This window comes from Actinomadura sp. NAK00032 (assembly GCF_013364275.1).
Lineage (GTDB): Bacteria > Actinomycetota > Actinomycetes > Streptosporangiales > Streptosporangiaceae > Spirillospora.
The window spans coordinates 3003211-3022793 of the sequence record NZ_CP054932.1 but is presented as its reverse complement, the minus strand read 5'-3'; the positions used below and the strand labels follow the sequence as shown (position 1 = coordinate 3022793).

Below are 19583 nucleotides of genomic sequence, written 5' to 3'. Positions count from 1 at the left end.
TCGCCATGCCCTTCTACCTCGACGCGTTCTGGCTGCAGACCGGCCTGTTCGCGATGTCGGCGGCGATCGGCGCCATCGGCCTGAACCTGCTGACCGGCGCGACCGGGCAGCTGTCGATGGGGCACGCGTTCTTCCTCGCGGTCGGCGCCTACGGGTACGTGTACCTCGCGTCCGACTCGGGGCCGCACGGGGCGGGCCTCGGGCTGCCGACGCCGCTGGCGTTCGTCGGCGCGATCATCCTCGCCGGGGTCGCAGGCGGGCTGTTCAGCCCGATCGCCGGCCGGCTGCGCGGCGTCTACCTCGGCATCGCCTCGCTGGCGCTGATCTTCATCGGGCAGCACGTGCTGTTCAACGCCGAGACCGTCACCGGCGGGTTCAACGGCCGGGACGTCCCGCCGCTGGAGATCGCCGGGTTCCGCTTCGAGGACTCCCCCGAGCTGGTGCTGTTCAACGTGCCGCTGGGCGCGCTGGAGCGGCTGTGGTTCCTCGCCGTCCTGCTGCTGGTCCCGGCGGCGTGGATCGCGCGCGGCATCCTGCGCGGCCGGCCGGGGCGGGCGATGAACACCATCCGCGACCACGAGACGGCGGCGGCGGTGATGGGCGTGCCGGTGGCGCGCTACCGGGCCGGGGTGTTCGTGCTGTCGTCGATGTACGCGGGGGCGGCCGGGGCGCTGCTCGCGCTGTCGTTCCGGCGGACCGTCCCGGACTACTTCGGCATGTTCCTGTCGCTGGACTACCTCGCCATGATCGTCATCGGCGGGCTCGGCACCGCCGCCGGGGCCGTCGCCGGGGCGGTGTTCGTGTCCGTCCTGCCGCAGCTCCTCACCCGCTTCGGCGACGACCTGCCGCTCGTCGCCGCGCCGGGCTCCGCCGGGGTCTCCCCCGCCGAGGCCGCCCGGATCCTGTACGGCGCCGCCGTCGTCGCCGTCGTGCTGTTCCTGCCCGGCGGCCTGGCCGGGACGTGGTCGCGGCTGCGCACCGCCGCGTCCCGGCGCCGGGCCGCCCGTCCCCTCACCCGACTCGACCAAGAGGAGCAACTCACATGAACCGAACGGCACGTCTCACGGCGGTCGCCGCGCTGGCGGTCGCGCTGCCGCTGGGCCTGGCGTCCGGCTGCAGCGGCAAGGCCACCGGCGGCTCCGGCGGCACCGGCGCGGACGGCGTCAAGACCGGCCCCGGCGTCACCGACACCACGATCCGCGTCGGCGCGGCGACCGACCTGACCGGCGTGTACGCACCGCTCGGCAAGAGCCTCACGCAGGCGCAGCAGCTGTACTTCGAGCAGGTCAACGCCCAGGGCGGGATCTGCGGCCGCAAGGTCGAGCTGGTGGTCCGCGACCACGGCTACGACGTCCAGAAGGCCGTCGCGGGGTACAGCGAGATGCAGTCGAGCGTCATCGGCCTCGCGCAGTTCGTCGGGTCGCCGATGGTGACGGCGCTGAACCAGCGGATCACCTCCGACAAGATGTTCGTCATCCCGAACGCGTGGGCGACGACGCTGCTCGGCAACAAGTACATCCAGGTCACCGGCACCACCTACGACGTCGACATGATCAACGCGCTGGACTTCCTCACCAAGGAGAAGGGGGTCAAGAAGGGCGACAAGGTCGGGCACGTCTACTTCGAGGGCGACTACGGCGAGAGCGCGCTCGCCGGGTCCAAGTACGCGGCCGGCAAGCTCGGCCTCACGATCGTCGAGCAGAAGATCAAGGCGACCGACAACGACATGACCGCGCAGGTCTCCGCGCTGAAGGAGGCGGGCGTCACGGCGATCCTGATGAGCGCCGGGCCGAAGCAGTCGGCGTCGCTGGCGGGCGTCGCGCGGGCCAAGGGCATCATGGTGCCGATCGTCGCGAGCAACTCCGGGTTCTCCCCGCAGCTGCTGAAGACCCCGGCCGCGCCCGCCCTGCTGAAGGGCTTCTACCTCGCCAGCGCCGGCGCGCCGATCTCCTCCGACCTGCCCCTGATCAAGCAGCTGGCCGACGCCTACGGCAAGAAGTACCCGGGGCAGCCGCGCGACAGCGCGGTGGTCAACGGCTACACCGGCGCCGTGATCTTCGCGGACGCGCTGAAGAAGGCGTGCCAGTCCAAGGACCTCACCCGGGAGGGCGTGATCGCGGCGCACCGGTCGACGACCGCGCACGACGGCGGCTACGGCACCCCGATGGACTTCTCGAAGGTGGACGAGCCCGGCACCCGCATGACCTACATCCTGCGGACGGACGCCAAGGCGCTCGGCGGCATGGTCGTCGAGCGGGAGGCGATGGAGTCGGAGGCGGCCGAGACCTACCAGGTCCCGTCCGGCGCCTAATCCGTCCGGTGCCCGGGGCTCAGTCCTCGGCGACCAGGCGGGCCGCGATCCGGTCGAGGGCGGCGAGGTCCTCGGCCGGGAGGCCGGCCAGCTCCGGCGGCGGAGTGCTGAGGATCCGCTCGGCCTCCGCCGCCGCGGCGCGCCCGGCGTCGGTCGCGGTGACGAGCTTGGAGCGGCGGTCGGCGGGGTTGGCGCCGCGCTCCACCAGCCCGCGGCCGACCAGGTCGTCCACCACGAGCGTGACGTAGGGGCGGTCGGTGAGCAGCAGCTCGGCGAGGTCGCGCAGCGGCAGCGGGGCGGGCGCGGCGGCGATGCGGCGCAGCGCCTTCACCCGGAAGAAGCTCATCCCGAGCGCCTCGGTGACCTCGCGGCGCCGGTCGCCGCGCTCGTGCACCAGGACGCCGAGGTTGCGCCACGCCCGCGCGGCGGTGTCGGCGGCCTCGGCGGTGCCGGCGGACGCGGTGGGTGCGGCCGGCTCGGCGGCGGGCTGGGTGCTCATCGGGCGCTCGCTCCCGTCACAGGGGATCCGTCTGGGGCCGGGTCGCCGGCGTCGAACAGGCCGGCCACGCGCGCGACGCTGCGGGCGGCCCGCCGGCCGGTGGTGGCCGTGCCGAGCACGAGGACGGCGGCGGCGCATCCGGTCAGGATCCAGTATGCCGGGCGGGCGGCGGCGGTGAAGGCGGCCGCGCCGGGCGCGCCGGACGTCCCGGCGGCGAGCACCGCGCCGATCACCGCGACGCCGAGGGCCTGCCCGATCTGCCGGCTGGTGGAGGCGACCGCGGCGGCGACGCCGGCCTGGGCGCGCGGCATCCCGGACACGGCGGTGTTGGTGATCGGCGAGTTCACCATCCCGAACCCGATGCCGAACAGGATGTAGGACGCGAACAGGGTGGCGTCACGGGTCTCGGCGTCGAACGCGGCGAACAGCAGCGCGCTCGCCAGCATCGCCGCCCCGGCGAGCTGCAGCGGCAGCCGCGGGCCGCGGCTGCCGACGAGCCGTCCCGACAGCGGGCCGCACACGGCGGTCATCGCGGCCATCGGCAGCAGGTACAGCCCGGCGTGCAGCGCCGACAGGCCCCGGACGTTCTGCAGGTAGAGCGTGTTGAGGAACAGGAACCCGCCGAGCGCCGCGAACCCGCTGATGGCGATGAGCGTCGCGCCGGAGAACGGGACGCTGCGGAAGAAGCGCATGTCGATCAGCGGCTCGGGGGCGCGCACCGCGTGCACGGCGAACCCGGCGAGGGACGCGGCGGCCAGCAGCGCGGCGCCGTAGACGGCCGGGTCGGACAGGCCGCGGCCGGGCGCCTCGATGATCGCGTAGGTGAGGGTCCCGAGCAGCACGATCAGGTAGCCCTGGCCGAGCGGGTCGGGGCGGCGCGGCCGCGGGGCGCGCGACTCGGGGACGAACAGCGCGGTCAGCGCGAGCGCGGCGAGCCCGATCGGCACGTTCAGCCAGAAGATCGACCGCCAGCCGACGGAGTCGACGAGCAGCCCGCCGACGAGCGGGCCCATCGCCATGCTGAGCCCGACCACGCCGCCCCAGACGCCGATGGCGCGGGCCCGCTCGCGCGGCTCGGTGAACACGTTCGTGATGATCGACATGGCGACCGGGTTGAGCATCGACCCGCCGACCGCCTGCACGACGCGGGCGCCGACGAGCCAGCCGAGGGACGGCGCGAGGCTGCACAGCACCGACCCGGCGACGAACAGCGCGAGCCCGGTCTGGAAGACGCGGCGCCGCCCGATCCGGTCGGCGGTCGAGCCGGCCAGGATCAGCAGGGAGGCGAGGACGATCAGGTACGCGTCGATCGTCCACTGCAGGCCCGACAGGGAGCTGCCGAAGTCGTCCTGGAGGGTGGGCAGCGCGACGTTGAGGATCGTGTTGTCGAGGCTGACGATGAGCAGGCTCATGCAGCAGATGGCCAGCACGAGGAGCCTGCGGCGGTGGCTCAGCTCGGGCACGGAGCTCCGATCGTTGTAGGCATATAACGGTTATAAGCCTACAACGATTCTCGGCGCGCCGGTCCGGCGCGGGCGGCTCAGCGCAGGGCGGGCACCCGGGCGCGGGCGGCCGGGACGACGAGCGGCGTCCCCGTCTCCGGGCAGTCGATCACCCGGCACGGCAGCCGGAACACCTGCTCGACCAGCTCGGACGTGACGACCGCGGCGGGCGCGCCCTCGGCGACGATCCGGCCGTCCCGCATGGCGATCATGTGGGTGGCGTAGCGGGCCGCGTGGTTCAGGTCGTGCAGCACCGCGACGACCGTGCGGCCCTCCTCGTGCAGCCGCGCGCACAGGTCGAGGACCTCGATCTGGTGCGCGATGTCGAGGTAGGTCGTCGGCTCGTCGAGCAGCAGCAGCGGGGTCTGCTGGGCGAGCGCCATCGCGATCCAGACGCGCTGCCGCTGCCCGCCCGACAGCTCGTCCACGGGGCGGGCGGCGAGGTCCTGGACGCCGGTCGCGGCCATCGACTCGGCGACGACCCGCTCGTCCTCCCGGGACCACTGCCGCAGCAGGCTCTGGTGCGGGTACCGGCCGCGCGACACCAGGTCGGCGACCGTGATGCCCTCCGGCGCGATGGACGACTGCGGCAGCAGCCCGAGCGTCCGGGCGAGCTTCTTGGCGGGCCAGCCGGCGATGGGCCGGCCGTCCAGCACGACCGATCCGGCGGCCGGCCTCAGGATCCGGGCGAGCGCCCGCAGCAGCGTCGACTTGCCGCACGCGTTCGGGCCGACGATGACGGTGAACGAGCCGTCGGGCACGGCCACGTCGAGGTTCTCGGTGATGGTGCGCTTGTCGTAGGCGAGGGTGAGTCCCGTGCCGGTGAGCCGCGCGTTGGCGTCCTTCATTCAGATCCGTCCCGTCTTGCGTTCGGTCACCAGAAGCCAGACCAGGTACCCGCCGCCGAGGAGCCCGGTCACCACGCCGACCGGGAGCTGGTGCCCCGGGAAGGCGCGCTGCGCGACCCAGTCGGCGCCGACAAGCAGCGCCGCCCCCATGCACGTCGCGGGCAGCAGGTTGGGGCCGGTCGTGCGGGTGAGGCGCCGGGCGAGCTGCGGCGCGGTCAGCGCGACGAACGCGACCGGCCCGGCCGCCGCCGCGGCGAGCGAGACGAGCAGCACGGCCGCGGCCAGCATGATCAGCCGGACCCGCTCGATGGGGACGCCGAGGCCGTGCGCGGCGTCGTCGCCCATCTCCAGCATCCGCAGCGCCCGCCCGCAGCCGACGAGGACGAGCGGCCCGAGGACGGCGAGCCCGGCGAGCACCGGCGCGGCGTCGGCCCAGTCGCGGCCGTCCAGGCTGCCGGTCAGCCACAGCACGGCGCGGGCGGCCTCGGTGATGTCCGCCTCGGTGAGCAGGTAGCCGTTCACGCCGGTGAGGATCGCCGCGACGCCGATGCCGACGAGGATGAGCCGCTGGCCGTGCGCGCCGTGCCGGCCCGCCGCCGCCCACACGACCAGGCCGGTGAGCAGCCCGCCGCCGGCCGCGCCCGCCGCGACCGCGACGGTGCCGCCGCCGGTCAGCACGATCACCGCGAGGACGCCACTCGCCGCGCCCTGGGTGAACCCGAGGATGTCGGGGCTGCCGAGCGGGTTGCGGGTCAGCGACTGGAAGATCGCGCCGCCCAGGCCGAGCGCGGCGCCGACGGCGAGCGCCGCCGCCACCCGCGGCAGCCGGATCTGGTTGACGATCAGCGAGTCGGCGGGCGTGCCCTGGCCGAGCAGGGTCGCGACGACGTCGGCGGGGCTCATCGGGAAGTCGCCGCTGCCGATGAGCAGCACCCCGGCGCCGAGCGCCAGGGCAAGGCAGAGCGCCGCGACGGCGAACGCGCGCGGGTGGAACCGGAACGACATGCCGCCCGGCGTCCGGACGACGGCGGCACGGGGCGCGCGGCTCACGAGCGTGTCCGCCGTGGGGGGACGACCCCCCACACCCCCCGAGTTCGCTCCGCTCATGACAGTGCCTTCCCGAACGGGCGGCGCACGAAGTACAGGAAGACGGGCCCGCCGGCGACGACCATCACGATGCCGACCTGCAGCTCCGACGGCCGGACGACGACGCGGCCGAGGACGTCCGCCGCCAGCATCAGCGCGGGCGACAGGACCGCGCAGAACGGCAGCAGCCGCCGCAGGTCCGGGCCGGTCAGCGAGCGGACGAGGTGCGGCACCATCAGCCCGACGAAGATGATCGGCCCGCACGCGGCCGTCGCCGCGCCGCACAGCAGCGTGACGGCGACGATCGCGGTGATCCGGGCGCGGCCGGGGTCGGCGCCGAGCGCGCGGGCCGCGTCCTCGCCCATCGCCATCGCGTTGAGCGGGCGGGCGAGCAGCAGCGCGAGCACCAGGCCGACGAGGACGAACGGGGCGACGCGCACGACCGTGTACTGCTGCGCGGCGGCGAGGGAGCCGACCGTCCAGAAGCGGATCCGGTCGAGGGCCGCGGTGTCCAGCAGCTGCACGGCGTTCACGTAGGAGAACAGCGCGGCGTTCAGCGCGGACCCGGCGAGCGCGAGCCGGGCGGGCGTGGCGCCGCGCCCGCCGCCGACCGCGTAGAGCAGCACGGCGACCGCGCCGGCGCCCGCGAACGCGAACCACACGAAGCCGGTGAAGGAGGTGATGCCGAGGAACGAGATCGCGGTGACGACCGCGGCGGACGCGCCCGCGTTGATGCCGAGGATGCCGGGGTCGGCGAGCGGGTTGCGGGTGAGCGCCTGCATCACCGCGCCGGCGAGCCCGAGCGCCGTCCCGGCCAGCAGGCCGAGCAGGGTGCGCGGGAGGCGCATCTCGTGGACGACCGTGTACGCGGCCGAGCCGGGGTCGAACAGCCCGTCCCAGGCCTGCGCCGGCGACAGCGGTTTGGCGCCGACCGCGAGGCTGAGCACGGCGGTCGTGAGCAGGAGCAGCACCGCGGCGAGGAACCCGGCGGCCTGCCGCGAGCGGCGCGGCGGGCCGGCCGGCCGCTCGGTGAGCAGCGGCGGCGGTGTGGTCGACAGCACCTGCGGGCCCCCTCTGGACAAGATCTTAGGTTAGGTTAACCTAAGTCTTGATCGGCCCACTATCCGGTCACTGTAGTTGATTCTTGGAGATCGTCCGAAATGTCGAATACCGGTGCTCGCCACCTCACCCGCCGCGGCTTCCTCGGAGCCGGCGGCGCCGTCGCCCTCGGGGCCCTGATCAGCGCCTGCGGCGGCGACGGCGGCGCGGGCGGCACCGCCTCCCCCGGCGGCGCCTGGACGTTCACCGACGACCGCGGCACGAAGGTGGACCTCAAGAAGCGCCCGCAGCGCGTCGTCGGCTACGTCGCGACCGCCGCCGCCCTCTACGACTTCGGCATCGACAAGCAGCTCGTCGGCGTGTTCGGCCCGACCAAGCTCAAGGACGGCAAGCCCGACCCGCAGGCCGGGAACCTGCCCGTCGACCGGCTGGAGATCATCGGCAACGCGTTCGGCGAGTTCAACATCGAGAAGTACGCGGCGCTGCGCCCCGAGCTGCTCGTCGACAACATGTTCATCCCGGGCAGCCTCTTCTACGTCCCCGAGGAGAGCAAGGACAAGATCTACGCGCTGGCGCCGAGCGTCGCCGTCGCGGCCGGGTCCGTCCCGCTGCCGAAGCCGATCGAGCGGACCGCCGCGCTGGCCGCCGCGCTCGGCGCCGACCTGAACGCGGCCAAGGTCACCGCCGCCAAGGCCCGGTTCGAGAAGGCCGCCGAGGCGGTGCGCGCGGCGGCCAAGGCCAAGCCCGGCCTGAAGGTGCTCGCCGCGTCCGCGAGCCCCGACCTGTTCTACGCCTCCAGCCCGGACAAGAACACCGACCTCATCTACTACAAGGAGCTCGGCGTCGACCTGATCCTCCCCGACAAGCTCGGCAAGGACGACTACTTCGAGAATCTGAGCTGGGAGAACGCCGACAAGTACAAGGCGGACCTCATCCTGCTCGACTCCCGGACGCAGGCGCTCCAGCCCAAGGACCTCGGCTCCAAGCCGTCCTGGCAGGAGCTGCCCGCGGTCAAGGCCGGCCAGGTCATCCCGTGGCAGCCGGAGCCCCGCTTCTCCTACGAGGGCTGCGCGCCGCTGCTCGAAGCGGTCGCCGCGGCCCTGGCCTCCGCGAAGAAGCTCGGCTGAAAGGCGGCACGATGACGACTCCGGCCCACCCCTACGCCTTCTTCGACGTGCACGTGCTCCGCTCCGAGCGGCTCGGGCCGTCCATGGCGCGGATCACCTTCGGCGGGACGTCCCTCGACGGCTTCGCGACCGGCGGCCGCGACCAGCGGTTCAAGGTGTTCCTGCCGCACCCGCACCAGGACGCCCCCGTCATGCCGGACAACAGCGACGGCGCCACCTGGTTCAACGACTGGCGGGCGCTGGACCCGGCCGAGCGCGGCATCATGCGCTCCTACACCGTCCGCGAGTACCGGCCCGGCGAGCTCGACGTCGACTTCGCGCTGCACATGGACGGCGCGTCCGGCCCCGCCGGCCGGTGGGCCGCGAAGGCCGCCCCGGGCGACCGCGTCACGATCCTCGGCCCGACCGGCCCCGACAACGGCGGCTTCGACTTCCGGCCGCCGCCCGGCGCGCCCGTCGTCATCGCGGGCGACCTGACCGCGCTGCCCGCCGTCGCGGGCAACCTCGCCTGGCTGCCCGCCGGGACGCCCGCCCAGGTCTGGGTCGACGTCCCGCACCCCGAAGACCGGCAGGAGATGCCCACCGCCGCCGACGCGGAGGTCACCTGGGTCTCCCCCGGCGGCCTGCTGGACGCCGTCCGCGACGCGAAGATTCCGGACGGCGCCTACGCGTGGATCGCGGGCGAGTCCGCCGTGGTGAAGGCCTTGCGCCGCCACCTGGTGAACGAGCGCGGCATGGACCGCCGAGCCGTCACCTTCACCGGCTACTGGCGCCGGGGCGCCACCGAAGAGGACCTCCTCGCCGAATTCGAGGCGGGCGGCAGCCCCGCCACCGAGGAGTAGGCCGGCGCGGAAGCGGGACGCGGCGGGTCAGCGCAGGTCGAACCCGCCGCTCTTCGCCCGCCGCGCGAACGCGCGCCATTCGGCGGACGCGAAGACGAGCTTGGGCCCGTCCGGATCCTTGGAGTCCCGCACCCCGACCGCCGCCGCGAGGCCCGCTACCTCGACGCACTGGCCTCCGGTGTCACCGCTGCGGCTGCTCGTTCGCCAAGGAAGGCCCGCCACCTCGACGCAGTCACCTCCGGTGTCGCCACTGCGGCTGCCCTTCCGCCAAGTAAGGCTCGCCACTTCCACGCAATCACCGCCAGTGTCAGTACTATGGCTGCTCTTCCGCCACTGGTTCCACGGCTGGTCACCGATGCTCATAGACCCTCCAAGATCGCGTGAAGCAGCTTCAGGGACTCGCCAGTGGACAGTGCCACACCCCTGATCAAATCGAAACGTAGCGCATATGCCCGTACGGCGTCGCCCCGCTCGATCAGTTGGCCGCTCCTGTGCCCTTCGATGTAGGCAACATCGGGGTCGTCCTCGAATCCGAGCAGCGTGAAAGCACCTGGGAGACCGGCGTAGGAGCCTGTGACGCTCGGCACGATCTGGAGCGTGACGTTCCTCCGGTCGGCAAGATCGATCAGGTGCTGTATCTGGCCACGGATGACCTCCGGACCCCCGATCGGCCTCCTGAGGGCGTACTCGTCGAAGACCACGACGACATGGCACGGGTCCTCACCTTCGAGAATCGCCTGGCGGGCGAGCCGTGTCGCAACGAGTTCTTCGACTTCTTCGGGAGCTCGCCCTGCCTTCAGCTGGTCGTACGCATACTCCCGCGTCTGGAATAGACCAGTTACGGCCATGGCCTCGAACTTGTGGATCACTCGCGCGGCGGCCTCGCGCTGGAGGAATTCGGCGAAGCCGGGCGGAAGGAGTTGGATCTGGCCGACCCTCTGGATCCACTCCCAGATGCGAAGGAAGGTCCCTTTCGTCTCGAAGAACGTGTCGCAGTCCTTCGCGAAGTTCTCGGACGGGGCGCCGTCGCCCCGCTCTATCTGGCCGATGCGCTGGGGCGAGTAACCGAGTTTCGCGGCGAACTGCGGGCAGCCGAGGCCCGCCATCTCGCGGTGGGCGCGCAGTTCGGCACCGAAGTAGTCGACGGGGGTCTTCGGGACTCCGAGCTCGCGGGGACGGCGGGGCATCATCGCCTCCAGGGGGTGAAGCGGCGGTGGTTCCGGTCACGCGAGACGGGTGTCGCCACCTGCCATCTCGCTCTTTACCGACCATAGGGCCATTGCGATGATCAGGGAAGCAATTACCCGCGAGAAGCAATTAACGAAGTATGGATTGCGACCAATACATCCCGAAATGGCATGGGCCAGGAAATGAGTCAGGGGGCGGGGATGAGGCCGTGCTGGAGGGCGGTCATGACGGCGGCGGTGCGGTCGGAGACGCCTAGTTTGGTGAAGATGCGCAGCAGGTGGGTTTTCACCGTCGCCTGGCCGATGTAGAGGCGCTCGCCGATCTGGGCGTTGGTGAGGCCCTCCGCGACGAGGGCGAGTACCTCCGCCTCGCGCGCCGACAGGACGGGCGGCGCGGGGGTCTCGTCCACCGCCGCGAGGCGTGCCGAGACCTCCGGGGACAGGACGCGGCGGCCCGCCGCGGCGTCGCGGACGGCGGCGGCGAGGTCGGCGCGGGAGGCGTCCTTCAGCAGGTAGCCCGCGGCGCCCGCCTCGATCGCCCGGACGATGTCGGCGTCGTCCTGGAACGTCGTCAGCACCAGGATCCGGTGGCCGGGGAGCCGCTGGATCGCGCTCACCCCGTCGCCTGACGGCATCCGCAGGTCCATCAGGACGACGTCCGGCCGGAGGCGGGGCACCAGCGCGACGGCCTCGTCCCCGGACGCGGCCTCCCCCGCCACCTCGATGTCCGGCTCGGCGGCGAGCATCCCGCGCAGCCCCTCCCGGACGATCGGGTGGTCGTCGACGATCATCACGCGGAGCACGGCACCGCCACCTCGATCCGGGTCCCGCCCGCGGCGGTGACGGCAAACGTCCCGCCGGCGCGCTCGACGCGGGTCCGCATGCCGCGCAGCCCGAACCCGCGCTCGACGCCGTCCGGCGCGAACCCGCGCCCGTCGTCGGCGACGGTCAGCCGCACCGGGTCGCCGTAGTCCAGTTCCACCCGGACCGAGCCGGCGTCCGCGTGCTTGCGGACGTTCGCGAGCGCCTCCTGCGTCACCCGCAGCAGCACGACCTCGACGGCGTCCAGCGGCCGGGGCTCGCCCGTCACGGCCAGGTCGACGGGCAGGTCGAAGTCGCGGGCCAGCCGGCGCAGCGCCTCCACCAGCGAGCCGCCGTCCAGCGCGGGCGGGGCCAGCGCCGCGACCAGGCCGCGCGTCTCGGCGAGGTTCTCGCGCGCGGTCCGCAGCGCCAGCTCCACGTGCCGGTTCGGCCCGACCTCGGCCTCCGCCGCCTGGAGCAGCATCGTGATCGAGGTGAAGCCCTGCGCGATCGTGTCGTGGATGTCGCGGGAGAGCCGCTCCCGCTCGGCGAGCATGCCCGCCTCGCGGGACACCTCCGCCAGCTCGCCGCGCGTGCGGTCCAGCTCCTCGATGAGCCGCAGCCGCTCCAGGTTCTGGCGGCCGAGCCGGCCGATGAACACCGCGAGCAGCAGGCTGCACGTGACGCCCGCCGCCACGACCACCGCCGTCATCGCCCTGCTCGCGCCGGACTCCGCCAGCCCCAGCCCGACCGGACCGGAGAACAGCACGAGCATCAGCGCGAACCCGCGCGCGGCGCCGTACATCATGTAGACCTGCGGCACCAGCGCCGCGAGGCCCGTAGCCGTCACCGGCGCGAGCAGCGTCGCGGGGACGAACATGCAGATCAGCGCGACGGCGTAGATCTTGCAGCCGGGGCGCGGCACCTCCTGCGACCGCAGCGCGGCCCGCCCGATCGCCGCGTACGCCACGCTCAGCAGGACGAGCAGCGCGATCGCCGCGGCCTTCCGGCCGGGCGGCAGCTCGTCGGCGGCGGTCGCGGCCACGGTCCCGACCAGGACCATCGCGAAGTAGGCGTCCCAGAGCGGATACGAGCGGCGCCAGACGTTCTCGGCCCGCGCCATGGGCCTTTCGACCTCGTCCACCGCACCCCTTTTGTCCACCGACCGGTGGATACTACTGCCCTCCAGGTCACGGCAGGCTCGTGGTCATGAACAAGAACACCGCCCGGCGGGCCCTCTTCGCCCTCACCGTCCTCTACGGCCTCGTGATCGCGCTGCTGTCCGCAGTGGACTTCCAGGCGGTCGGCGTCGTCGCCGCCGTCGGCGCCGTCCTCATCGGCCTCGGCTGGGGCTGCTCCGGCATGTTCGCCCGCCGCGGCCCGCAGAACTGACCCGGGGCGGGGCGCCCCGCAGGGGCGGGTGCCCCGGTCAGGTCGCGCGGCCGGTCTCGTCCAGGGCGAGCGCCGCGCGGTCGATGACGCCGGCGCGGTAGGCCGCGCCGGCGATCGTCTGCGCGGTGACCGGGGCGGTGATCAGCTGGAAGACGGCGACGAGCAGCAGCGGCGCGGCGGCCGTCACCGAGTCGGCCCGGAGCGCGACCCCGGCGAGCACCAGCAGCAGCCCGATCGTCTGCGGCTTGGTCGCGGCGTGCAGCCGGGTGAGCAGGTCCGGGAACCGGAGCATGCCGAGCGCGCCCACCGCGCAGAACGCCGCGCCGGCGAGCAGCAGCACGGCGGAGACGGCGGCGGTCACGCCCGCTCCTCCCGCTCCCGGCGCTCCGCCCGCGCCGCCGCCAGATGGGCGGCGCTGACCGACCCCACGAAGCCCATCAGCGCGATCACCACGAGGATCGTGGCGTTCGCGGGCTCCTTGTGCACGGCGGTGTGCACCGCGATCCCGCTCACCAGCAGGACGGCCAGGACGTCCAGCGCCATGATGCGGTCGAACGTGGACGGGCCGCGGACCAGCCGCGCGGCCGTCAGCAGGAACGCGGCGCCCAGCAGCGCCAGCGCCGCGTCGTACACGATGCTCATCGGTCCTCCCGGGTGGAGACGTCTTCTTCGGCCGCGTCCTCGGCGGTCCTGAGGGCGCGCATGAGCCGGTGCTCGGTGCGGAGCACGCCCTTCCGCGCGGCGTCCGCCTCCGTGCGGGAGCCGGCCGGCATGGCGTGGATGCGCAGCAGGTGCCGGTCCCAGTCGAGGTCGACCAGCAGCGTGCCGGGGCGCAGCGAGATGCTCGTCGTGACGGCCAGCAGGATGAGTTCGGAGCGGGTCCGGGCGTCCACCTCGACGATGGCGCCCCGCACGGAGCGCGGCCGGTACAGGGCGTGGCGGGCGATGACCAGGCTGGAGACGAGCAGGTCCCAGGCGAACTCCGCGAGCGCCAGGGCGAGCCACAGCGGCCGGACCCGCTTGATGGTGGGGACGGCGGGCAGCCGGCTCACCAGGTAGGCGGCGATGACGACGACGGCGCCGCCCACCACGATGAGCGGGTCGGCCCGCCCCCACAGCAGCAGCCAGACCGCGAACAGCCACCCGGCCATGCCCAGCCGGGAGACGAAGCGGCGCGCGCGCGTGCTCACGGCCGACCTCCGTCCAGGACGGCGTGCCGGTAGCCGCCGGTGTCGACGAGGTCGCGGGCGGCGTGCCGGCTCCAGGCGGCGAGCGGGCCCGCGAACACCGCGATGAGGAGTCCCGCGGCGACCAGGACCGCGGTCACCGACTTCATGAGCCGCGCGCCGCCCGGCGTGTAGGACGCGTCGGGCGGCGGCGGTTCGTCCGCCTCCTCCGGGCGGGGGCGCCAGAACCCGAGCGTCCAGATCCGGCTCATCGCCATGAGGGTGAGGACGCTGCCCAGCACGGCGACGCCCGTGACGGCGTAGCCCAGGACGCTCCCGGAGCCGGCGCCGGCCTGGAACAGCGCGAGCTTCGCCACGAACCCGGAGGTCGGCGGGACGCCGCTGACGCTCATCGCGGGGATGAAGAACAGCACGGCGATGAACGCCGACAGGCCCGCCAGCCCGCCGAGCCTGTGCAGCGACGTCTCTCCCGTGTGGCCCTGGATGAGGTCGCTCACCAGGAAGAGCGTCGCCTGCACCACGATGTGGTGGACGAGGTACAGGATCGCGCCGGTGAGGCCGGCGACGTCGAACAGCGCGAGCCCGAACAGCATGTAGCCGATGTGCCCGACGAGGACGAACGAGAACACCCGGTGGATGTCGTCGTGCGTCAGCGCGCCGAGGGTGCCGACGAGGATCGTCCCGGCGGCCAGGACGAGCATCGGCCAGGAGGCGTGCTCGCGGGGGAACACCAGCGTCTGCACGCGGATCAGCGCGTACACGGCGGCCTTCGTCAGCAGCGCCGCGAACACCGCGGTGACCTTGGTGAGCGCGACGGGGTAGCTGTCGGGCAGCCACAGGTGCATCGGCACGATCGCGCCCTTGATGCCGAACACGACCAGGAACAGCAGCGCGAGCGCGGTGCGGGTGGCGCCGGGCAGGTCCGGGGTCCGCGTCGCCAGGTCGGCGAGGTTCACCGTGCCGGTCGCCGCGTAGGTGAGCCCGAGCGCGGTGAGGAACAGGATCGAGGACGTGAGGCTGACCACGGTGTAGGTCATCCCGGCCCGGACCCGCTCCCCGGTCGGGGTCAGCGTCATGAGGACGTAGCTCGACGCGAGCATGACCTCGAACCCGACGAACAGGTTGAACAGGTCCCCGGCGAGGAAGACGAGGCTGACCCCGGCGGTCAGCGTGAGGTAGGCCGGGTAGAACACGCCGGGCTCGTCCCCGCCGAGCCCGCCGGCGCCCTCCCCCACGGCGTGCAGCATGATCGCCAGCAGCACGGTGGCGGACACCGCCAGCAGCAGCGCCGACAGCCGGTCGGCGACGAGCGTGATGCCGAGCGGGGCCGCCCACCCGCCCAGCTGGACGGCGAGGATCCCGTCCCGCGCCACGGCCGCGACCAGCCCGGCGCAGGCGGCGACGCCGCCGGCGGCGACGAGCGGGGCGAGGATCCGCAGCCAGGTGCTCCGGCGGCGGGCCAGCACCGCCAGCGCCGCGCCGAGCAGCGGCAGCGCGAACGGCAGCGGGACGAGGACGTTCACGCGCCGTCCTCCGGTCCCGGGTTCTCCTCCTCCAGCGGCGTGCCGTCCGGGGCCTCGCCGCGGCGGCGCCGCTCCGCGCAGATCCGGCGGTCCTCGACGTCGTCGGGGACCTCGTCGCCGCCGCGCAGCTGCCGGCTCCGGTAGGCCATCGCCAGCAGGAACGCGGTGACGCCGAACGTGATGACGATCGCGGTCAGCGCCATCGCCTGCGGGAGCGGGTCGGCGGTGCGGCCCGGGCCCTTCGCGCCGAGCAGCGGCGGCGTCCCGGCGGGCCCGCCCGCGAGCAGCAGCAGGAGGTTGGCGCCGTGGCCGAGCAGGCTGAAGCCGACCACGATCCGGATGAGCGACCGCTGCATCAGCAGGTCGAACCCGGTCGCGAACAGCACCGCGACGATCACCACGAGCAGCAGGCCGGGCCCGGTCATAGCGGCTCCCGGTCCCGCTGCCCGTCCGGCTCCTCTTCGTCCGGTTCCTCCAGGCTCGCCCCGAGCGTGCTGAGGATCGTCAGCACCAGCCCGAGGACGAGCAGGTAGACCCCGGCGTCGAAGAACAGGCTGGTGGGAAGCTCGACGTGCCCGAAGACCGGTACCGTCCCGCCGAGGTGCACCGAGCGCAGGAACTCCCCGCCGGACGCCCAGCCGCCCGCGCCCGCCGCGACCGCGATGCCGAGCCCGCCGCCGAGCAGCAGGGCGGGGCGGACGGGCAGCGCGGCGGCGAGCTCGCGCCGCCCGCCCGGCAGGTAGCGCAGCACGAACGCCATGCCCGCCACCAGGCCGCCGACGAACCCGCCGCCCGGACGGCCGTGCCCGGCGAAGAACAGGTACACCGAGAACACCAGGACCGTCGGCGCCAGCAGCCGCGCCGCCGCCTCCAGCACCACCGAGGACCCGCCGAGCGGCGGCCGGCCGGGCGTGGTGAGCCAGCGGCTCCGCTGCTCCCGCGCCGGGCCGGGCAGCCGCGCGCCCGGCCCGGTCAGCACCAGGCTCGCGACGCCCATCCCGGTCGCGGCCAGCACGGCGATCTCGCCCAGCGTGTCGAGCGCGCGCAGGTCGACCAGGATCAGGTTCACCACGTTCTTCGCGTGCTCCTGCGCCGCGAGCCGCGTGTAGCCGGGCCCGACGGGAGGTTCGCCCCGGCTCAGCGACGCCGCGACCAGGAACAGCGCGACGAACCCGCCCATGCCCAGGCTGATCACTCCGGTCGCGACGCGCGCGGACCGCTTGCGCAGGTAGGGCGGGAACCGCTCCGGGAGGCGCCGCAGCACCAGCACGAGCATGAGCAGCGTCAGGGTCTCCACGACCACGAGGGTGAGCGCGAGGTCGGGCGCGCCGTGCAGCACGAACAGGCCGGCCATGCCGTACCCCACGCCGGACAGCAGCACCACCGCCGACAGTCGGCCGCGCGCCCACCGCGCCGCGACCGCGCACGCGATCACGACCGCCGCCAGGACGAGCTGCGCCGGGTCGGCCCAGGCCCGCGGCCAGCCCGCCGGCGGGTCCGGCCCGGTGCCGCGGACGAGCCCGGCCGCGAGCGCCGAGCCCGGCACGACCAGCACCATCACCGCGATCACGCCCAGGTACACCGGCAGCGATCCGGTCTGGAGCCGCCGCGTCACCGCGTGCGCGCCGCTCATGGTCCCCTCGATGACGCCGTCGTAGCCGCGCTGGGCGTCGGGGAGCCACCACCGGGTGGACCGGCCGGGGAACGTCCGCCCGAACACCGCGTACAGGCCGGCGCCCACCGCGAGCGCGACCGCCGACATCGCGATCGGCACCCCGGGCCCGTGCCACAGCGCCAGCTCGTACTCCGGGCCGTGCAGCGTCTCGGCGTACGGCCCGATCAGCGCCTGCATCGTCCCCGGTACGAGCCCCGCGGCGAACCCGGCCGCGGCCAGCAGCACGACCGGCACGACCAGGCCCCAGGGGTCGGCCGGCTCCTCCTGCGTCCCGCCGGAGAAGGCGCCGTGCAGGAACCGCGCCCCGTACGCCACGGTCAGCGCCGACCCCGCCACCACGCCGGCGAGGACGGCGAGGTCCGGCCCGCCGTGCGCGAACGCCTCGAACGCGGCCTCCTTCGCCACGAAGCCGAGCAGCGGCGGGATCCCGATCATGGACGCGACCGCCGCCGTCGCCGCGGCCGCCAGCACCGGCAGCCGCCGCCCGGCGCCCGACAGCCGGTCCGCGCGCCGCGTCCCCGTGCGGTGCTCGACGGCGCCGACGGCCAGGAACAGCGGCGCCTTGAACAGCCCGTGGGCGAGCAGCAGCGCCGCACCGGCGAGGGCCGCCGTCCGCGACCCCTCGCCGAGCAGCACCATGAGGAGGCCGAGCTGGCTGATCGTCCCGTAGGCCAGCAGCCGCTTGAGATCGTCCTGCCGCAGCGCGACGACGCCGCCCACGAGCAGGCTCAGCAGGCCCACGGCGAGCACCAGCGGCCGCCACGGACCGACGTCGGCGAACCCCGGCGCGAGCCGTGCCACCAGGTAGACGCCGGCCTTCACCATCGCCGCCGCGTGCAGGTAGGCGCTCACCGGCGTCGGCGCGACCATCGCGGCCGGGAGCCAGCCCTGCAGCGGTACCTGCGCGGACTTCGCGAACGCGCCGAGCAGCACCAGCACCGCACCGACCCGCGCCGGGGTCCCGCCGGGCGGGTCCGCGACCAGCGCCGAGATCCGGTAGGTGCCCGCGGCCTGCCCCAGCACCACGAACCCGACGAGCATGACCAGCCCGAACGCGGTGGTCGTCAGCAGCGCCTGGGTGGCGGCCCGCCGGTCGGCGGCCCGGTCCGGCCGCGTGTGCCCGATGAGGACGAACGAGCTGACGGTGGTGAGCTCCCAGAACACGTACAGGACGAGCAGGTTGTCGGCGAGCACCAGGCCCGTCATCGCCCCCGCGAACGCCACCAGCGTCCCGGTCATCAGCCGCTCGGAACGCTCGAAGTACCACCCCGAGTAGCACAGGACGACGGCCCCGACCCCGCCCACCAGCAGCAGCATCACGATGGCCAGCGCGTCGATCCGGAAGTCGAGCACGAGGCCCAGGTCGTCCGACCAGACGGCACGGGTGGCCAGCGGCCGCCCCGCCCGGGTCACCGCCCATCCGGCCGTCGCCGCGGGCACCAGCGCCGCCGCGCACGCCATGGCCCGCGGGTGCCGCCCCAGCGCCCACGGCACGGCGACCGCCGCGACGGCATAGATCCCGACCAGCGCCAGCATCCGGCCCGCAGCCCCCTCCCACCGTCGCAGGCGATCTACCCGATGGACGCCCGCGAAACGGCGGCCGCGCATCCGGACGAGCGACCGATAAGGGTTCGATAACGGGCCTCTCTAGCGTGTTCATCGTCCAACCACCTCAACGGGGAGAAAGGCATGCACAAGAGACGCATCATCGCGGGCGCGCTCGCGGCGGCGTCCGTCCTGAGCGCGGCTCCGGCCGGCGCCACCGCCCTGGCCGAGGGCCCGGAACCGAGCGCCCAAGCCGCCTGCTGGACGGACGCCAAGGTCGACGGCAAGCAGTGGGTGCGGACGTTCGACAAGGCGTTCGCCAACCCGAACTACCTCAAGTGCGGGGACCGCGTCGGCTACCTGTACCAGGGCGAGAACTACGTCTTCTGCAAGATGTGGGGCCAGAAGTACGAGGGCCAGTACGGCACCAACCACTGGTGGCTCTACACCGACCTCGACCAGGGCGCCACGCGCGGCTGGGTGTCCGCCTACTTCCTGACCGGGCCCGGCAACGGCGACGACAAGGCCGTGGACGTCAACGGCAAGACCATCAAGACCTGCTCCGGGATCTACTGAGCGGGGAACGGGGAGAACAATGCACAAGATCAAGATCGGGCTGCTCACCGGTGCCGTGATGGCGGGGGCCGTCACCGCGCTGGCGCCCTCGCCGGCGCTGGCCGCCGCGTCCGCCACCGACGGCGTCTGCCCGAAGGGCGACGTGTGCGTGTGGAGCGGCAAGAACGCCACCGGCACCCGCTGCAACTGGACCGGCGACGACCCCGACTGGCAGGGCGGGGCCATCCGCTGCAGGCCGTACGGGTTCAAGGTCAACAGCATCTGGAACAACGGCTACACCAGCGACCCGTACAACAAGGTCCGGTTCTTCCGGAACGCGAACTACGGGGGCGAGATCTCCGACCCGGTGCAGGTCACGTCGAAGCCGATCAACGCGGCGAACGTGTCCATCCGGTCGCACAAGTGGGCGAAGTAGGAGGCGGC

General features: G+C 73.5%; 22 protein-coding genes. 7 read left to right on the top strand and 15 right to left on the bottom strand.

What is annotated here, in order from left to right:
* Positions 1-5 precede the first annotated feature (5 nt).
* Positions 6-1046, top strand: a complete 1041-nt coding sequence (locus HUT06_RS14190; RefSeq protein WP_176201358.1) for a branched-chain amino acid ABC transporter permease — start codon at positions 6-8, stop codon at positions 1044-1046.
* Positions 1043-2311 (top strand): ABC transporter substrate-binding protein, encoded by a 1269-nt coding sequence (locus tag HUT06_RS14185; protein ID WP_176196157.1) that lies wholly within the window; start codon positions 1043-1045, stop codon positions 2309-2311. The genes HUT06_RS14190 and HUT06_RS14185 overlap by 4 nt, the downstream gene beginning before the upstream one ends.
* Before the next feature lie 19 nt (positions 2312-2330).
* Here the strand turns inward: HUT06_RS14185 and HUT06_RS14180 are convergent, their stop codons facing one another.
* The 5 genes from HUT06_RS14180 to HUT06_RS14160 all read right to left on the bottom strand — a co-directional run bounded on the left by HUT06_RS14180 (position 2331) and on the right by HUT06_RS14160 (position 7328).
* On the bottom strand, positions 2331-2810 hold the full coding sequence (locus tag HUT06_RS14180) for a MarR family winged helix-turn-helix transcriptional regulator (RefSeq protein WP_176196156.1): 480 nt from the start codon (positions 2808-2810) through the stop codon (positions 2331-2333).
* On the bottom strand, positions 2807-4273 hold the full coding sequence (locus tag HUT06_RS14175; RefSeq protein ID WP_176196155.1) for an MFS transporter: 1467 nt from the start codon (positions 4271-4273) through the stop codon (positions 2807-2809). The genes HUT06_RS14180 and HUT06_RS14175 overlap by 4 nt, the downstream gene beginning before the upstream one ends.
* Positions 4274-4350: 77 nt before the next feature.
* Positions 4351-5160 (bottom strand): ABC transporter ATP-binding protein, encoded by an 810-nt coding sequence (locus HUT06_RS14170; protein WP_176196154.1) that lies wholly within the window; start codon positions 5158-5160, stop codon positions 4351-4353.
* Entirely contained in the window at positions 5161-6210 is a 1050-nt protein-coding gene (locus tag HUT06_RS14165) for an iron chelate uptake ABC transporter family permease subunit (RefSeq protein ID WP_254715168.1), read from the bottom strand.
* Positions 6211-6263: 53 nt separating this feature from the next.
* Positions 6264-7328, bottom strand: coding sequence for an iron ABC transporter permease (locus HUT06_RS14160; protein WP_254715167.1), 1065 nt, complete (start codon positions 7326-7328; stop codon positions 6264-6266).
* A gap of 78 nt (positions 7329-7406) precedes the next feature.
* Here HUT06_RS14160 and HUT06_RS14155 point away from each other — a divergent pair, with 78 nt between their 5' ends.
* Both HUT06_RS14155 and HUT06_RS14150 read left to right on the top strand, forming a co-directional pair.
* Positions 7407-8432 carry an ABC transporter substrate-binding protein gene (locus HUT06_RS14155; RefSeq protein ID WP_176196152.1) on the top strand — a complete coding sequence of 342 codons (1026 nt, stop codon included), beginning with the start codon at positions 7407-7409 and terminating at the stop codon, positions 8430-8432.
* Between the two features lie 11 nt (positions 8433-8443).
* Positions 8444-9274: a siderophore-interacting protein gene (locus HUT06_RS14150; RefSeq protein ID WP_176196151.1), complete on the top strand. Its 831-nt coding sequence runs from the start codon at positions 8444-8446 to the stop codon at positions 9272-9274.
* A 27-nt stretch (positions 9275-9301) separates the two neighbouring features.
* Here HUT06_RS14150 and HUT06_RS14145 read toward each other — a convergent pair whose 3' ends face one another.
* From HUT06_RS14145 to HUT06_RS14130, 4 genes are all read right to left on the bottom strand, one after another.
* Positions 9302-9637 carry a DUF397 domain-containing protein gene (locus tag HUT06_RS14145; RefSeq protein WP_176196150.1) on the bottom strand — a complete coding sequence of 112 codons (336 nt, stop codon included), beginning with the start codon at positions 9635-9637 and terminating at the stop codon, positions 9302-9304.
* Positions 9634-10464 carry a helix-turn-helix transcriptional regulator gene (locus HUT06_RS14140; protein WP_254715166.1) on the bottom strand — a complete coding sequence of 277 codons (831 nt, stop codon included), beginning with the start codon at positions 10462-10464 and terminating at the stop codon, positions 9634-9636. The genes HUT06_RS14145 and HUT06_RS14140 overlap by 4 nt, the downstream gene beginning before the upstream one ends.
* A gap of 185 nt (positions 10465-10649) precedes the next feature.
* Positions 10650-11264 carry a response regulator transcription factor gene (locus tag HUT06_RS14135; protein WP_176196149.1) on the bottom strand — a complete coding sequence of 205 codons (615 nt, stop codon included), beginning with the start codon at positions 11262-11264 and terminating at the stop codon, positions 10650-10652.
* Entirely contained in the window at positions 11252-12406 is a 1155-nt protein-coding gene (locus tag HUT06_RS14130) for a sensor histidine kinase (RefSeq protein WP_176196148.1), read from the bottom strand. Before HUT06_RS14130 ends, HUT06_RS14135 begins: the two co-directional genes overlap by 13 nt.
* A 65-nt stretch (positions 12407-12471) precedes the next feature.
* Between HUT06_RS14130 and HUT06_RS14125 the strand changes: the two genes are divergently transcribed.
* Complete coding sequence (locus HUT06_RS14125) at positions 12472-12654, top strand: hypothetical protein (RefSeq protein WP_176196147.1); 183 nt, start codon at positions 12472-12474, stop codon at positions 12652-12654.
* 37 nt (positions 12655-12691) lie between these two features.
* On the opposite strand, the gene mnhG is transcribed toward HUT06_RS14125, so the two are convergent.
* Genes mnhG through mbhE form a run of 6 tightly spaced genes read right to left on the bottom strand, consistent with a single transcriptional unit; the run spans position 12692 to position 18575 of the window.
* On the bottom strand, positions 12692-13015 hold the full coding sequence (gene mnhG / locus HUT06_RS14120; RefSeq protein ID WP_176196146.1) for a monovalent cation/H(+) antiporter subunit G: 324 nt from the start codon (positions 13013-13015) through the stop codon (positions 12692-12694).
* Positions 13012-13296, bottom strand: coding sequence for a monovalent cation/H+ antiporter complex subunit F (locus HUT06_RS14115; protein WP_176196145.1), 285 nt, complete (start codon positions 13294-13296; stop codon positions 13012-13014). The genes mnhG and HUT06_RS14115 overlap by 4 nt, the downstream gene beginning before the upstream one ends.
* Entirely contained in the window at positions 13293-13844 is a 552-nt protein-coding gene (locus HUT06_RS14110) for a Na+/H+ antiporter subunit E (protein ID WP_176196144.1), read from the bottom strand. Before HUT06_RS14110 ends, HUT06_RS14115 begins: the two co-directional genes overlap by 4 nt.
* Positions 13841-15364 (bottom strand): Na+/H+ antiporter subunit D, encoded by a 1524-nt coding sequence (locus tag HUT06_RS14105; protein ID WP_176196143.1) that lies wholly within the window; start codon positions 15362-15364, stop codon positions 13841-13843. The genes HUT06_RS14110 and HUT06_RS14105 overlap by 4 nt, the downstream gene beginning before the upstream one ends.
* Positions 15361-15789, bottom strand: coding sequence for a Na(+)/H(+) antiporter subunit C (locus HUT06_RS14100; protein WP_176196142.1), 429 nt, complete (start codon positions 15787-15789; stop codon positions 15361-15363). The genes HUT06_RS14105 and HUT06_RS14100 overlap by 4 nt, the downstream gene beginning before the upstream one ends.
* A complete protein-coding gene (mbhE, locus tag HUT06_RS14095; RefSeq protein WP_176196141.1) occupies positions 15786-18575 on the bottom strand; it encodes a hydrogen gas-evolving membrane-bound hydrogenase subunit E in 2790 nt (929 codons plus the stop codon). Before mbhE ends, HUT06_RS14100 begins: the two co-directional genes overlap by 4 nt.
* A gap of 153 nt (positions 18576-18728) precedes the next feature.
* Here mbhE and HUT06_RS14090 point away from each other — a divergent pair, with 153 nt between their 5' ends.
* Both HUT06_RS14090 and HUT06_RS14085 read left to right on the top strand, forming a co-directional pair.
* Positions 18729-19160 carry a hypothetical protein gene (locus tag HUT06_RS14090; RefSeq protein WP_176196140.1) on the top strand — a complete coding sequence of 144 codons (432 nt, stop codon included), beginning with the start codon at positions 18729-18731 and terminating at the stop codon, positions 19158-19160.
* A 19-nt stretch (positions 19161-19179) separates the two neighbouring features.
* On the top strand, positions 19180-19575 hold the full coding sequence (locus tag HUT06_RS14085) for a peptidase inhibitor family I36 protein (protein WP_176196139.1): 396 nt from the start codon (positions 19180-19182) through the stop codon (positions 19573-19575).
* Positions 19576-19583 lie beyond the last annotated feature (8 nt).